This is a genomic window from Enterobacter ludwigii (assembly GCA_023023105.1).
Lineage (GTDB): Bacteria > Pseudomonadota > Gammaproteobacteria > Enterobacterales > Enterobacteriaceae > Enterobacter > Enterobacter adelaidei.
The window spans coordinates 3,847,709-3,863,339 of sequence record CP083824.1; the positions used below are offsets into that span (position 1 = coordinate 3,847,709).

Genomic DNA, 15,631 nt, shown 5'->3' on the forward strand with positions numbered 1-15,631 from the left:
CCGCCCCTTTTAACCATTACGCGGTAACGTGATACAGCTCAGCGAGAGCCTCAAGGGCTTTTTCAAAGCACGGCAGCGGTGCGCGCACCGTTCCGGCACCCACCTGTCCGATCCCCGCCTCGCGGTGAGCGATACCGGTGTTAATCAGCGGCGTGATCCCGGTTTCAACAACCCTACGGACATCTAACCCCAGACATGCTCCCTTGAAGTCCCAGGAGGGGATCTGGAAGAGCGGGTTACTGGCGAGATAGATTTCAGCCATCTCTTCCGACGTTTCCAGCGCGGCACCCATGCCGCCCGCCCCGACAAAACGCGTGACGCCAGGTGCCGCAATCATCGCCGCACCGCCAATCCCCAGCGTTTCGGTGATTGCGCTGTCGCCGATATCCGGGTTCGCATCCGCCTGGCTATAACCGGTAAAGAACAGACCCTGCGGCGTATTCACGGGTGCAGTGAACCAACGGTCACCTGTACCGCTGACTCGGATACCAAACTCGCGACCGTTGCGCGTCATAGCCGTGACTACGGTACCGGCTTTGATTTGCGCGGCCGTATCCATCACCGCTTTGCTGTAAGCCATCGCCAGGTTGAGGAAGAACTGGTCAGTTACGCTCAGGAACTGCAGCACCTCGATGATTTCAGCCTGCGGGCGGTCCAGCCCTGCAATTACCGGAGAGAGCGTGCGGAGTAATAAAGAAGACGCGGCGATGTTGCGCTGGTGGAACTCGTCGCCCATGGTAATGGCCTGCGCCATCATCGCTGTCAGGTCGATTCCATTGTCAATTTTGCTCAGCGCTGCCTGAAGAACCGGGGCAAGCGTATCTCGCATCCAGCGCAGCCGCTGCTGTACATCATCACCGTACGCGCCAAAACGCATCACCTTGCCGATACCTTCGTTCAGGTTGCAGCAAGACTGGTTACCATGAACCACATCACGCACAATCAGCACAGGCATATTCGCCGAGGTGATCCCGCCCATTGGCCCCACGGCGCCAACATGGTGGCACGGGATAAACGCCACTTCTCCCTGCTCCAGCAGGCGCACCGCATCCTCTTCACGCTCGGCCCAGCCTTCAAAAAGCGCTGCCCCAATGCACGCCCCGCGCATTGGACCGGTCATCTCCTCCCAGGCAATCGGTGGACCCGCATGCAATAGCTTACGCCCGGAAGAAAGTTCAGTTACAGCCTCTTTGGCCGGACGGACAGCAACCCAGTGTGGACGCGCAGCTTTGATTCGTTCAATGATGGCTTCATTGGCCTGTGCAATAGATGAATACATATTTGTACCTCTGAACTTAATGTAACTGTTTGAGTAAACTGGCAAGACGGGCGTTGCCGCCGGCGACAGGTGCCCACTGATAGTGGACAACCGGCGTTCCGCTGCTTTGTAAATCCAGCGCAAAACTACGCAGTCCGGCATTGATAACCTGAACACCGTCGAGAAGTGCGCAGTGCTTGTCTGATGCGCTCGGGGTCTGGTGTTGGATCAGGCTGCTGGCGAGCAAAACGGCCTCTTCCAGCGTCTCAACAACGACGACGCCGGCCTGCCGCAGCTTTTCTAACTGCCCGTCACGCCCCTGAGGATCGTCCTCGGTACCGGTCAGCGTGGCGATAACTGCTAGAGGCTCAGCGCGCTGCGAGCGCACTTTTTCAATCGCCTCAACCACCGCCGCCGCAGGATCGGCACAGGCGCCATAGCCCAGCACCACGTCCAGCAGCAAAACGCCCGTCTCAGGCTGAGCCGCCAGCTTTTCAATTTCGATGCTGCGGGTAGTTGGGTCGATCATCGGGTGCGGTCTGCCAAGGGTGTAACTGTCATCTCCTAAATCGACGATACGATGCTCCTCAAACGCCAGCATGATTCCATCCTGATGGCTTTCGCTCAGCGGAATGCCCAGCTCCTCGGAAAGCAACATCGCCGCTTCCGCTGCCAGCGTACCGCCGGCATACAAACCGCAAATGCCTTTCCCCACCACCTCTGGCTGAGACTGGCGCTGCTTAGCCACGCGCATCAGCAGCACCGCGAGCCGGGCTGCATCGGAGAGCGAGTGCGCGAGCCAGACGTTGCCGTCGCGACGCTGCTCCGGTTTACTCCCGAGGAAGAGCGCGACTACCTGCTTACCGACACTCTGCATGGCTGTAATAACCCGGGTGCGCACCTGAGGTGACGGCGGCTTAGAAACGAATGCGATGACCTTTGTTACCTCATCTCCTGCCAGCATCTCTAGCGCGGTAAGCGCACTAAGGCCACCGACGTCAGCACTCAGATCGCGTCCCCCCAAACCGATGGCATGGCTTATGCCTTGCTGGTGAAGGGCAATCTGAGAGGTGATTTCCTGAATACCCGTCCCGGACGCGCCAATTACGCCAACTCCCCCCTCGGGCAGGACGTTGGCAAAAGCCAACGGGCTGCCGGCAATCATCGCCGTACCGCAGTCCGGCCCCATAACAATCAGTCCACGCTCGCGAGCCAGCGTTTTCAGCTCAACTTCCTGCGCAACCGGCACGTTATCGGAAAACAGCATCACGTTTTTATCAGCCAGTAACCCTTCTTTGGCGACCGACGCTGCATACTCTCCGGCAACGGAGACCAGCAGCAGATTGGCATCAGGCAGTTTCTGACAGGCGCTTTCCCAGCGCCGTGCTTTCACCAACTGGTGCGAACTTCCCGACGCAGTGGCAATCGCGTTCAGCTCTTTCTCTAACTGCTCGCGGATAACGTCCAGGATCTCGGGCTGTTCGGATTCGGTGCGTACGGCGACGCATATATCGTTTGGTGTCGACTGGGAAAAATCGTCATGCCAGAAGCCCGTTGAATCCAGCATTGATTTATTGGCTGGGGTTCCCATCATGACGGAGACCTGATCCACTTCCGGGTGCTCGCTTAATTTGCGGGAAATAATCATCAGGCTGACGGAATCCTGAAAACTTCCCTTTTTAACAAAGGCGTAAATCATTACCGCTACCTCTTTATGCGCGTTTTTCTTTTAAGAACAGCATCCCGCACAGACCAATCGCCAGGAGTACCGCGGAAACATAGAAACTGGAAGCCAGGCTTCCCGTCATATCGCGAACGGCCCCGGCAATAATCGGTGCCAGAATGGATGAGCTCATACCAATGAAATTGAATAATCCGAATGCGGTGCTGTAGTTGTTTTCATCCACACTGTCGGCAACCAGCGCCACCAGTACCGGGTCCAGCGCCAGCTTGCCTACCAGGCCGTACACGCAAAGCGCGACGATAACGCCGGTCATATTTGGCATCCAGACGATGGACAACATGCTGACTATCGCCACCGGTACTAAAAACAGAATTAATGGCTTACGCTTGCCTAACTTATCGGAGAGGCTGGAGAACAGCAGCGCACCCGGAATAGAGATCCACGCCACCAGCGAGGAGATAAACCCGGTTTCGCTGCCCGGAATGCCGCGTTCGTTTTGCAGGTAATAAGGAAGCCAGGTCAGGATCACGAAGAAGCCAAACAGGCTGCAGAACACCATGATGTAAGTCAGGATCAGGTTACGGTTCTTAAAGAGATCGCTGAACTTACCTTTCTTAACCGTCTGTCCTTCGGCTTCGGCGGTGCGTTTCTTTTCCTTAACGAACAGCCAGATTGCAACCCCGACCAGAACAGAAGGTATGGCCATAGCGTAAAACGGCATTCGCCAGGAGTAGCCCTGGTCGTAGACCAGCCAGCTGGAGGTCATTAATCCGAGGGCAATACCAAATGCCATACCGCTGTTAATTATCGCGCTACCGAGAGAACGGTATTTTTTCGGGATTTGTTCAGAGGATAATCCGTACTGAGGGCCGTAATATGTCCCTTCCCCTGCGCCGGTCACGACTCGCGCAAAGAGCAGCGTGTACCAGCTTTTTGCCCAACCGGTCACCGCGGTAAAAACGCCAAAAAGAATAAAGCCAGGAACCAGTACTTTTTTCTTACCAATTTTATCGCCGAGGATCCCGGCAGGGACCTGCAATAAAGCATAAGAAAAATAGAATACTGAATTAAGTATCCCTAACTGCGTACCGCTCAGGCCGAATTCTTTTTCCAGTTCGCCCATCACAGGATTTAGTACCGTACGGTCGGCGTACATAAAAATCCAGCCAAGCCAGAACAGGAAAATTGTGACCCACCAGGCCGGTATTCCTTTTTTCTTTGTGGCCTCAGCCACGTCATATGATGCAGACATAAGCAATCTCCCGGTAATAATTACCGCTGAATACCTCATGTTATCGCGCTGATACGTGAGGTTTGATGTTTTAACTGCCGTTACAGTATCGGGGTATAACGCTATTTCATTTGAACAAAGTCACACAAAATCTATTGTTATAAATTCCTGGGAATTGGCATCGATATTATTAAAAAAAATCTAATAATGACTTTTAAAATTAATTAAATAAACAAAAGCGAAACATCATTAATTAACGAGATATTTTTTGTGGTCGCCGGGTTGTAACGCCTATCACATTATCGTTTTCATAAACCTTTATGTTGACCGCGAGTTATTTACCACAGAGGTCATAATGAAAAAGAAAATTGTTATTGCTCTTGGGGGCAATGCGTTATTACAGCGTGGGGACGTCCTGAGCGCAGAAAATCAGCAGCGCAGCATTAAGGTCTTTGCCAAAATGGTCGCCGCGCTGGCGGGTGATTACCAGCTGGTGATCGTTCACGGCAACGGGCCGCAGGTCGGCCTGCTGGCACTGCAGAATGCGGCCTATACCGAATCGCCCGCCTGGCCGCTGGACCTGCTGGTAGCTGAAAGCCAGGGGATGATTGGTTCCGCCATCGCGCAGGAACTGACGCATTTTGTGCGAAACGTGCCGGTCACAACGCTCATGACCCGCGTAGAGGTAGATGTACACGATCCCGCATTTTCCCTGCCGGGAAAATACATTGGCCCGGTATATCAACCCGAGCAGCAGGCAGCGCTTGAGTCGCGTTACGGCTGGATTATGAAAGCAGACGGTAATTATATCCGTCGCGTGGTCCCCTCTCCGCTTCCGCTAAAAATCGTTGATGATAAGGCAATCTCGACGCTGATGGACGCCGGGCATTTAGTGATTTGCTGTGGGGGCGGAGGGATCCCGGTGATCGCTCAGGGAGAAGGCTATGAGGGGACGGAAGCGGTCATCGATAAAGACCTGACCGCAGCGGTGCTGGCGCAGTCTATTCATGCCGATCATTTATTGATCCTGACCGATGCCGATGCGGTCTACGAAAACTGGGGAACGCCGCAGGCTCGCCCGCTTCGGCATGTCACGTTGCAGGAGCTAGCACCTTTTGCCGCTCCGGACGGCGCGATGGGGCCGAAGGCAGCAGCAGTGATACAGTTCGTGCAGCAAACGGGAAACACAGCGTTTATCGGCGCGCTCAACGATGCACCGCAAATACTGGCGGGCAAAAAAGGAACCTGCATTACAGGCTAAAAAAAAGGCTTCCCGAAGGAAGCCTTTTTTATTGGGGCAAATTCATATTACAGAACGTCAACCGCGTTCAGTTCTTTGAAAGCCTGCTCCAGACGGGTCACCATGGAAGTCTGCGCTGCGCGCAGCCATACGCGTGGATCGTAGTATTTCTTGTTCGGCTGGTCTTCGCCTTTCGGGTTGCCCAGCTGGCCCTGCAGGTAAGCTTCGTTAGTTTTGTAGTACTGCAGAATACCGTCCCAGGTAGCCCACTGGGTATCGGTATCAATGTTCATTTTCACTACACCGTAGCTTACGGAATCTTTGATTTCCTGAGCAGAAGAACCGGAACCGCCGTGGAAGACGAAGTTCAGGCTGTTGTGCGGCAGGTTGTGTTTCTTAGACACATATTCCTGAGAATCACGCAGGATAGTTGGGGTCAGAACCACGTTACCTGGTTTGTAAACGCCGTGCACGTTACCGAAGGACGCTGCAATGGTGAAGCGTGGGCTGATTTTGCTCAGCTCGGTGTAAGCGTAATCAACGTCTTCTGGCTGGGTGTACAGTGCAGAAGCGTCCATGTGGCTGTTGTCCACGCCGTCTTCTTCACCACCGGTGCAACCCAGTTCGATTTCCAGGGTCATGTCCATTTTGGCCATGCGCGCCAGGTATTTGGAGCAAATTTCGATGTTTTCGTGCAGTGACTCTTCAGACAGGTCGATCATATGAGAAGAGAACAGTGGCTTACCGGTAGCAGCGAAGTGTTTTTCACCCGCGTCCAGCAGACCGTCGATCCACGGCAGCAGTTTCTTCGCGCAGTGGTCAGTGTGCAGGATAACTGGAACACCGTAGTGTTCAGCCATCTGGTGTACGTGGTGCGCACCAGAGATAGCACCCAGGATTGCAGCACCCTGAGGAACGTCAGTTTTCACGCCTTTACCAGCGATGAACGCAGCACCGCCGTTAGAGAACTGAACGATAACCGGTGCTTTAACTTTTGCAGCGGCTTCCAGTACGGCGTTGATGGAGTCGGTACCTACGCAGTTAACTGCTGGCAGAGCGAAGTTGTTTTCTTTAGCTACCTGGAACACTTTCTGTACGTCATCACCAGTGATAACGCCAGGTTTTACGAAATCAAAAATTTTAGACATGTTGCTTAGTCCTGTATCTTCGGCCGTTAGAAAAGGTGCGAGCTCTTAAAAGCGCGCTGAAAATTGGGCAGGTTTCCCTGCCCTTGAATGGCTTACTTCTTAGCGCGCTCTTCGAGCATTGCTACTGCTGGCAGTACTTTGCCTTCCACGAATTCGAGGAATGCACCGCCACCAGTGGAGATGTAGGAGATCTTGTCAGCGATACCGAACAGGTCGATTGCCGCCAGGGTGTCACCACCACCTGCGATAGAGAACGCTTCGCTGTCTGCAATAGCGTTAGCAACGATTTCAGTCCCTTTGCGGAAGTTCGGGAATTCGAACACGCCAACAGGACCATTCCACAGGATAGTTTTTGCGTTTTTCAGGATTTCAGCCAGTTTCTGTGCAGAAACGTCGCCCAGGTCCAGAATTTGCTCTTCGTCTTTGATGTCGTTTACAGACTTCAGGGTCGCCGTTGCAGTTTCAGAGAACTCAGTAGCAACACGAACATCTGTTGGAACTGGAATATCACAGGTGCTCAGCAGGCGTTTAGCTTCGTCAACCAGGTCTGCTTCGTACAGGGATTTACCCACGTTGTGACCTTGAGCAGCAACGAAGGTGTTCGCGATACCACCGCCAACGATCAGCTGGTCAGCAATTTTAGACAGGGAGTCCAGAACGGTCAGTTTGGTAGAAACTTTAGAACCACCAACGATAGCAACCATTGGACGAGCTGGTTCTTTCAGTGCTTTACCCAGCGCTTCCAGTTCGTCAGCCAGCAGAGGACCTGCACAGGCTACGTCTGCGAATTTACCGATACCGTGGGTAGAAGCCTGCGCACGGTGAGCCGTACCGAAAGCATCCATTACGAATACGTCGCACAGTGCAGCGTATTTTTTGGACAGTGCTTCGTCGTCTTTCTTCTCGCCTTTGTTGAAGCGAACGTTTTCCAGAACAACCAGTTCACCGGCAGCAACTTCAACGCCGTCCAGGTAATCTTTCACCAGGCGAACCGGGTTGGACAGTTTGTCTTTCAGGTAATTAACAACTGGCAGCAGAGAGAACTCTTCGTTGTACTCGCCTTCGGTTGGACGACCCAGGTGGGAGGTTACCATCACTTTAGCGCCCTGCTTCAGAGCCAGTTCGATGGTTGGCAGAGATGCACGGATACGCGCGTCGCTGGTCACTTTACCCTCTTTAACCGGTACGTTCAGATCAGCACGGATGAAAACGCGTTTACCAGCCAGATCCAGATCGGTCATCTTAATTACAGACATGGTGAATCCTCTCGTTGATTCTTAAAGTTTTGCAGACGCACGATGCGTCTTACCTGAAACCTTGAGCGGCCATTGCTAACGTTGTGTCGAGCATTCGGTTAGCAAAGCCCCATTCGTTATCACACCAAACCAGCGTCTTGATAAGGTGTGCGCCACTGACGCGCGTTTGAGTGCCATCAACGATGGCGCTGTGCGGGTCGTGGTTAAAATCTACTGAGACCAACGGCAATTCCGTATAGTCAACTATACCATGAAATGCACCCTGTGCCGCTTTTTGCAGCAACATGTTGACTTCACAGGATTTTACCGGTTTTTTCACCGTCACACTAAGGTCAATTGCAGTGACGTTAATCGTCGGAACGCGCACGGCAATCGCTTCAAAACGGTCATTAAACTGCGGGAAAATACGTGTGATCCCTGCAGCCAGTTTTGTGTCCACCGGAATGATTGACTGGCTCGCCGCGCGAGTGCGTCGTAAATCCGGATGGTAGGCGTCGATCACCTGCTGATCGTGCATGGCGGAGTGAATCGTGGTCACCGTGCCGGATTCAATGCCATATGCATCGTCTAACAGTTTAATGACCGGAATAATGCAGTTAGTGGTACAGGAGGCGTTGGAGACAATGCGGTGTTCAGCTTGCAGCTCATGCTGATTGACGCCAAACACGACGGTCGCGTCGAGATCGTTGCTGCCGGGATGAGAAAACAGGACTTTTTTCGCACCTGCTGCCAGATGGGCTTCGCCATGTTCGCGGTTGCCATACACGCCGGTACAGTCAAGCACCACATCCACACCCAATTCACGCCAGGGTAGCCCGGTAATGCTGTTCTCATGCAGCACACGAATAGCGTCATCACCGACAAAAAGCTGATCTCTTTCCTGGCGCACATCCCAGGCAAAGCGTCCGTGGCTGGTGTCATATTTCAACAAATGCGCCATGCCCGTAGCATCCGCCAGTTCATTGATTGCCACCACGGTCATTTCCGCCCGACGTCCGGATTCATACAAAGCACGAACCACATTACGTCCGATGCGACCGAAGCCATTAATCGCTACGCGTACGGTCATAGATCTCCTGCAAAGCTATCCCTGGGTTTGAGGTGGCTGAAAGAGTAATCCAGCTACGCCCGAAGGGGAATCCTTGCTGTCACAAACTGCGATTGATTGGTCAATTGTCGAACATTTAATCGACTGAAACGCTTCAGCAAGAATAAGCGAATCGGGGAATAAAAGGAATGTCTGTCCAGATGAATAAGCGAGCTATATGACTTGCGTCACATTTTTGGTGGAATAATGACAACAAAAAAGCCGGGTGGCGCGCTAGCGCTAACCCGGCCTACTTTCGAGCCATTTGTAGGCCCGGTTAGCATAGCGCCACCGGGCGAAACGGCGATTACAGCAGTTCTTTCGCTTTCGCTACAACGTTCTCAACGGTGAAACCGAACTCTTCGAACAGCAGCTCTGCCGGTGCAGACTCACCAAAGGTGGTCATACCGACGATTGCGCCATTCAGGCCCACATATTTGAACCAGTAGTCAGCAATACCCGCTTCCACCGCCACACGAGCAGTAACCGCTTTAGGCAGTACGGACTCGCGGTATGCAGCATCCTGCTTGTCGAACGCATCGGTAGACGGCATGGAGACCACACGCGCTTTAACGCCTTCGGCAGACAGTTTGTCCCATGCCGCAACAGCCAGCTCAACTTCAGAACCGGTAGCGATGAAGATCAGTTCAGGCTGACCTGCACAATCTTTCAGCACATAACCACCGCGAGCGATGTTCGCCAACTGCTCTGGAGTACGATCCTGCTGTGCCAGGTTCTGGCGGGAGAGGATCAGTGCGGTTGGGCCATCCTGACGCTCAACACCGTATTTCCACGCCACTGCGGATTCAACCTGGTCACATGGACGCCATGTGCTCATGTTCGGAGTCACACGCAGAGAAGCCACCTGCTCTACCGGCTGGTGAGTTGGACCATCTTCGCCCAGACCGATGGAGTCGTGGGTGTAGACCATCACCTGACGCTGTTTCATCAGCGCAGCCATACGTACGGCGTTACGTGCGTACTCTACGAACATCAGGAAGGTAGAGGTATACGGCAGGAAACCACCGTGCAGGGAGATACCGTTAGCAATTGCCGTCATACCGAATTCACGTACACCATAATGGATGTAGTTACCGGCAGTATCTTCATTGATCGCTTTAGAACCGGACCACAGGGTCAGGTTAGAAGGCGCCAGGTCAGCAGAACCGCCCAGGAATTCAGGCAACAGTGGGCCAAATGCTTCAATCGCATTCTGAGACGCTTTACGGCTGGCGATTTTAGATGGGTTCGCCTGCAGCTTAGCGATGAACTCGTTCGCTTTTGCATCGAAGTCAGACGGCATATCGCCTTTCATGCGACGGGTGAACTCAGCAGCTTCCTGTGGGAAGGCTTTAGCATACGCAGCGAACTTCTCGTTCCATGCGGCTTCTTTCGCCTGACCTGCTTCTTTGGCATCCCACTGAGCATAAATGTCAGATGGGATTTCGAATGCCGGGTGTTTCCAGCCCAGCGCTTCGCGCGTCAATGCAATTTCCGCGTCGCCCAGTGGCGCACCGTGAGAATCGTGGGTACCGGCTTTGTTCGGTGAACCGAAGCCGATAATGGTTTTGCACATCAGCAGGGATGGTTTGTCAGTGACAGCGCGCGCTTCTTCTACTGCACGTTTAATCGAGTCAGCATCGTGGCCATCAACACCACGCACAACGTGCCAGCCATAGGCTTCAAAACGTTTAGCGGTGTCATCGGTGAACCAGCCCTCAACGTGACCGTCAATGGAGATACCATTGTCGTCGTAGAACGCAACCAGTTTGCCCAGTTTCAGGGTACCCGCCAGGGAGCACACTTCGTGAGAAATGCCTTCCATCATGCAGCCATCACCCATGAACGCGTAGGTGAAGTGGTCTACGATGTCGTGGCCAGGACGGTTGAACTGCGCCGCCAGGGTCTTCTCAGCAATCGCCATACCCACAGCGTTCGCAATACCCTGGCCCAGTGGACCGGTCGTGGTTTCAACACCAGCGGTGTAACCCACTTCCGGGTGACCTGGAGTTTTGGAGTGCAGCTGACGGAAGTTTTTCAGCTCTTCAATTGGCAGATCGTAGCCAGTGAGGTGCAGCAGGCTATAGATCAGCATAGAGCCGTGGCCGTTGGACAGCACGAAACGGTCGCGGTCAGCCCATGCCGGGTTCTGCGGGTTGTGGTTCAGGAAATCACGCCACAGGACTTCGGCGATATCAGCCATACCCATAGGGGCCCCTGGGTGGCCGGATTTGGCTTTCTGTACTGCGTCCATGCTCAGCGCACGAATAGCATTAGCAAGCTCTTTACGTGAGGACATTTTAACTCCAGATCGGACTGTTAAAGGCCATGCCCTTGACGACAGCGCGTTTTGGGCTACGCCGGAAAAAAGTGCCAACAATGTAACCCAAGCGGCATGCCATGTACATGGAGCATTCTTTTGCAGCTTAAGAAATCTCTGGATCATGCTCGCATGTTGCGCAATCTGCTCGCCCGGCCCCGTAGATATTCCTTATACTTAGCCCGACCCCGGCTTCGTTGCCGGTGTACTTTTCGGATTTTATTCAGATTAACGAGTACGGAAGCAACCACATGAAAATGCGTGCAATAGTGCTGGCCCTGGGAACAACGCTCCTGCTGAGTGGCTGTCAGAATATGGATTCTAACGGCCTGATGACCTCAGGCGCAGAAGCTTTTCAGGCTTATTCCCTGAGCGACGCGCAGGTAAAAGCGCTGAGCGACCAGGCCTGTAAAGATATGGACGGAAAAGCCACACTTGCCCCTGCTAACAGTACCTACACGCAGCGTCTGAATAAGATTGCTTCCGCGCTGGGCGATAACATCAACGGCCAGCCGGTAAACTACAAGGTTTACATGGCCAAAGACGTGAACGCTTTCGCGATGGCGAACGGTTGTATCCGCGTCTATAGCGGGCTGATGGATATGATGACCGACAACGAAGTTGAAGCGGTTATCGGCCATGAAATGGGCCACGTTGCGCTCGGTCACGTGAAGAAAGGGATGCAAGTTGCCTTAGGTACCAATGCTATTCGCGCGGCGGCGGCTTCAGCGGGCGGTATTGTTGGTAGCCTGTCGCAGTCGCAGCTTGGCGATGTCGGAGAGAAGTTGGTTAATTCTCAGTTCTCCCAGCGTCAGGAGTCCGAAGCGGATGACTACTCCTACGACCTGTTGCGCAAACGCGGCATTAATCCATCAGGTTTAGCCACCAGCTTCGAAAAACTGGCCAAACTGGAAGCAGGACGTCAAAGCTCAATGTTTGATGATCACCCAGCCTCAGAAGAACGCGCGCAGCATATTCGCGACCGTATGGCCGCAGACGGAATTAAATAATTTCAGAAGGAGGCTGTTGTGCCTCCTTTTCAAAAGCACAAAAAAGCCCTCACCAGCTGGTGAGGGCTTTTACTTAACCGCTAAACTTACTCGCCTTTTTTCGCCGCCTGGATGTAAAGCATTTCCAGTGCCAGCGTCGCCGCAGCCAGAGCGGTAATTTCGGACTGATCGTAAGCCGGAGCCACTTCCACCACGTCCATCCCGACGATGTTCAGATCTTTCAGACCACGAACCAGTTTGATGGCACGGTCAGAAGTCAGGCCGCCGATCACAGGTGTACCGGTACCCGGAGCAAACGCTGGATCCAGGCAATCGATATCGAAGGTCAGGTAGACCGGCATATCGCCCACGATCTGCTTCACCTGCGCGATGATGTCGTCAACACCGCGATCGTTCACCTGGCAGGCGTCCAGTACGGTAAAGCCGTTATCTTTATCGAACTCAGTACGAATACCGATCTGCACGGAGTGGTTTGGATCGATAAGGCCTTCGTTTGGCGCGGTGAAGAACATGGTGCCGTGGTCAAACTCGCAGCCGTTCGCATAAGTGTCGGTATGTGCATCAAAGTGCACCAGCGCCATTTTACCGAAGTGCTTGGCATGGGCGCGCAGCAGCGGCAGGGTCACGAAGTGGTCACCACCGAAGGAGAGCATGCGCTTACCGGCAGCCAGCAGCTTCTCGGCGTGCGCCTGGAGTTTTTCGCTCATCTCACGCGCGTCGCCGAAGGCATACACCAGGTCACCGCAGTCCACCACGTTCAGACGCTCGCGCATGTCAAAGTTCCACGGGAAGCGGTTGTGCTCCCAGGCCAGGTTAGTCGATACCTGACGGATGGCTGCCGGGCCATGACGCCCACCGGCACGACCGGAGGTTGCCATATCAAATGGCACGCCAGTGATAACCCAGTCGGCATCGCTGTCGTACGGCTGGAAGTTCATCGGAAGGCGTAAAAAACCAAACGCGTTAGATACCAGAGAGTTATCGTACTGATGACCTAAAGTGCTCATGTCCTGACCTCTTTTAAAGTCGATTCATTAAAAACAGATGAAAAAAAATCCCCTCCGCGTCGTTAAACCCGACGAGGAAGGGATTGATTCGTAAATAGCATATTGGGGCGAATTATCGCCGCTAATTCATACGGGTTCAAGAGAGTATAGGGCATTGTGCGGTCTGATGCCCTCACCCCGCCCCTCTCCCATAGGGAAAGGGAGATTTACCTTACTCGTCTTCCAGGTAGGTGTACCCGTACAGACCCGCTTCAAACTCTTCCAGGAACTGCTGCTGCAATGTTTCGTCAAGACCGGTATTTTTCACCTGGTCGCGGAACTGGGTGAGCAACGTTTTCGGATCCAGCTGAACGTATTCCAGCATGTCCGCCACTGTATCCCCTTCGTCAGACAGCTCCACTTCCACGCTGCCATCCGGGAAGACAAACACGTCAACCGCTTCGGTATCACCGAACAGGTTGTGCATGTTGCCGAGGATCTCCTGGTATGCCCCGACCATGAAGAAGCCCAGCATTGGCGGGTTCTCAGGGTCGTATTCCGGCATTGGCATGGTGGTCGCAATACCATCGCCATCCACGTAGTGGTCGATAGCGCCGTCGGAATCACAGGTGATGTCGAGCAGCACCGCTCGACGTTCCGGAGCATGGTTCAACCCTTCCAGCGGCAGAACCGGGAACAGCTGATCGATACCCCATGCATCCGGCATCGACTGGAACAGGGAGAAGTTGACGTAAATCTTGTCCGCCATACGTTCCTGCAGCTCGTCGATAATCGGACGGTGCGCGCGGTTGCTCGGGTCAAGCTGTTTCTGCACTTCATGACACATGTTCAGATAGAGCTGTTCGGCCCACGCGCGCTCCTGCAGGCTAAAGTTACCTGAAGAGTAGCCAACGTGAATATCGTGCAGATCCATCTGGCTGTCGTGCAGCCACTCGCGCAGGGAACGGCGCGTGCCAGGTTCGTGCATCTCCTGCCAGGTTTCCCACATATTTTGCAGGGAACGAGGCGCATCATCCTGCGGCGGTGTGGCTTCGGAAATTTCGCTACGCTCTACGCCGATAATGTTGGACACCAGCACAGTATGGTGCGCGGTTACTGCACGGCCGGACTCAGTGATCACCGTCGGATGAGGCAAACCGTGTTCTTCACACGCATCGCCAATCGCCCAGATGATGTTGTTAGCATATTCGTTCAGGCCGTAGTTCACAGAGCAGTCAGACTGAGAACGCGTGCCTTCATAGTCCACACCCAGGCCGCCGCCCACGTCGAAGCACTGAATATTCACGCCAAGCTTGTGCAGCTCAACGTAGAAACGCGCCGACTCACGTACGCCTGTCGCGATGTCGCGAATGTTGGCCATCTGCGAACCGAGGTGGAAGTGCAGCAGCTGAATGCTGTCCAGACGACCGCGCTCGCGCAGGATCTCCACCAGTTGCAGTACCTGGTTCGCCGCCAGGCCGAACTTGGATTTTTCGCCGCCGGAGGACTGCCATTTACCAGACCCCTGAGAGGCCAGACGCGCACGCACACCGAGGCGTGGGATCACGTTCAGACGCTCGGCTTCTTCCAGCACAATAGCGATTTCGGTCATCTTCTCGATAACCAGATAGACCTTATGACCCATCTTTTCGCCAATCAGCGCCAGACGAATATATTCACGGTCTTTATAGCCGTTACAGACGATAACCGAACGGGTCATGCCCGCATGCGCCAGCACGGCCATCAGTTCTGCTTTTGAACCTGCTTCCAGGCCCAGCGGTTCGCCGGAGTGGATTAGCGATTCAATCACGCGGCGGTGCTGGTTCACCTTGATCGGGTAAACCAGGAAATAGTCGCCTTTATAACCGTAGGATTCACGCGCACGTTTGAACGCGGCGTTAATCGAACGCAGGCGGTGTTGCAGGATCTGCGGGAAGCAGAACAGTGCAGGCAAACGCTGGCCCTGTGCTTCGCGGGCTTTCACCAGTTTGGCGAGATCCACGCGCGCTTCAGGGACGTCAGGGTCCGGGCAAACGCTAATGTGGCCCAGTTCGTTGACGTCGTAGTAGTTATTGCCCCACCAGGCAATATTGTAAGTGCGCAGCATCTTGCTGGCTTCCTGGGAGCTCATCGCAACCTCCTGCATAGAACGTAGTACACCCTGTTCGCCCGCTGACGAAGGCGAAAAAGAAGACATGTCGTCAGACATAGCGAACCTCAACTCTTTGTATTAAGTGTAAAACAGTTGACTACTATCGCAGCGTTATACGGCGATAACAACCCATAAACGGCTCCGTTTCCCAGCAGAGTATGCTGAAATCCAGACCGTGCGACCGGTTTCTTATTCATATCATTGTAAAACACGTATCCGAACTCTGTATGACAAGGTTCGGCGAAACCACGAGAAAACT

12 protein-coding genes are annotated in these 15,631 nt (G+C 53.8%); 2 read left to right on the plus strand and 10 right to left on the minus strand.

Going from position 1 to position 15,631, the window contains the following annotated elements; translation table 11 throughout:
• Positions 1–16: 16 nt before the first annotated feature.
• Genes LCD46_18560 through LCD46_18570 form a run of 3 tightly spaced genes read right to left on the minus strand, consistent with a single transcriptional unit; the run spans position 17 to position 4,194 of the window.
• Positions 17–1,279: a DUF1116 domain-containing protein gene (locus LCD46_18560; protein ID UOY70032.1), complete on the minus strand. Its 1,263-nt coding sequence runs from the start codon at positions 1,277–1,279 to the stop codon at positions 17–19.
• A 16-nt stretch (positions 1,280–1,295) separates the two neighbouring features.
• Positions 1,296–2,957: an acyl-CoA synthetase FdrA gene (locus tag LCD46_18565; GenBank protein ID UOY70033.1), complete on the minus strand. Its 1,662-nt coding sequence runs from the start codon at positions 2,955–2,957 to the stop codon at positions 1,296–1,298.
• A 13-nt stretch (positions 2,958–2,970) separates the two neighbouring features.
• Positions 2,971–4,194 (minus strand): MFS transporter, encoded by a 1,224-nt coding sequence (locus LCD46_18570; protein UOY70034.1) that lies wholly within the window; start codon positions 4,192–4,194, stop codon positions 2,971–2,973.
• Between the two features lie 334 nt (positions 4,195–4,528).
• Between LCD46_18570 and LCD46_18575 the strand changes: the two genes are divergently transcribed.
• Positions 4,529–5,434, plus strand: a complete 906-nt coding sequence (locus LCD46_18575; GenBank protein ID UOY70035.1) for a carbamate kinase — start codon at positions 4,529–4,531, stop codon at positions 5,432–5,434.
• 47 nt (positions 5,435–5,481) lie between these two features.
• On the opposite strand, the gene fbaA is transcribed toward LCD46_18575, so the two are convergent.
• From fbaA to tkt, 4 genes are all read right to left on the minus strand, one after another.
• Positions 5,482–6,561 (minus strand): class II fructose-bisphosphate aldolase, encoded by a 1,080-nt coding sequence (fbaA, locus tag LCD46_18580; GenBank protein ID UOY70036.1) that lies wholly within the window; start codon positions 6,559–6,561, stop codon positions 5,482–5,484.
• A 92-nt stretch (positions 6,562–6,653) separates the two neighbouring features.
• The gene (gene pgk, locus LCD46_18585; GenBank protein UOY70037.1) at positions 6,654–7,817 is read right to left on the minus strand and encodes a phosphoglycerate kinase; all 1,164 of its coding nucleotides are present in this window, start codon (positions 7,815–7,817) and stop codon (positions 6,654–6,656) included.
• 49 nt (positions 7,818–7,866) lie between these two features.
• Positions 7,867–8,886: an erythrose-4-phosphate dehydrogenase gene (gene epd / locus LCD46_18590; protein UOY70038.1), complete on the minus strand. Its 1,020-nt coding sequence runs from the start codon at positions 8,884–8,886 to the stop codon at positions 7,867–7,869.
• A gap of 325 nt (positions 8,887–9,211) precedes the next feature.
• The gene (gene tkt, locus LCD46_18595) at positions 9,212–11,203 is read right to left on the minus strand and encodes a transketolase (protein ID UOY70039.1); all 1,992 of its coding nucleotides are present in this window, start codon (positions 11,201–11,203) and stop codon (positions 9,212–9,214) included.
• A 272-nt stretch (positions 11,204–11,475) separates the two neighbouring features.
• Between tkt and LCD46_18600 the strand changes: the two genes are divergently transcribed.
• Entirely contained in the window at positions 11,476–12,234 is a 759-nt protein-coding gene (locus LCD46_18600; protein UOY70040.1) for a M48 family metallopeptidase, read from the plus strand.
• An 86-nt stretch (positions 12,235–12,320) separates the two neighbouring features.
• On the opposite strand, the gene speB is transcribed toward LCD46_18600, so the two are convergent.
• The 3 genes from speB to yqgB form a co-directional block, all read right to left on the minus strand.
• A complete protein-coding gene (gene speB, locus LCD46_18605; protein UOY70041.1) occupies positions 12,321–13,241 on the minus strand; it encodes an agmatinase in 921 nt (306 codons plus the stop codon).
• Between the two features lie 211 nt (positions 13,242–13,452).
• Positions 13,453–15,429: a biosynthetic arginine decarboxylase gene (speA, locus tag LCD46_18610; GenBank protein UOY70042.1), complete on the minus strand. Its 1,977-nt coding sequence runs from the start codon at positions 15,427–15,429 to the stop codon at positions 13,453–13,455.
• Between the two features lie 8 nt (positions 15,430–15,437).
• Positions 15,438–15,569, minus strand: coding sequence for an acid stress response protein YqgB (yqgB, locus tag LCD46_18615; GenBank protein UOY70043.1), 132 nt, complete (start codon positions 15,567–15,569; stop codon positions 15,438–15,440).
• Between the last annotated feature and the right edge of the window lie 62 nt (positions 15,570–15,631).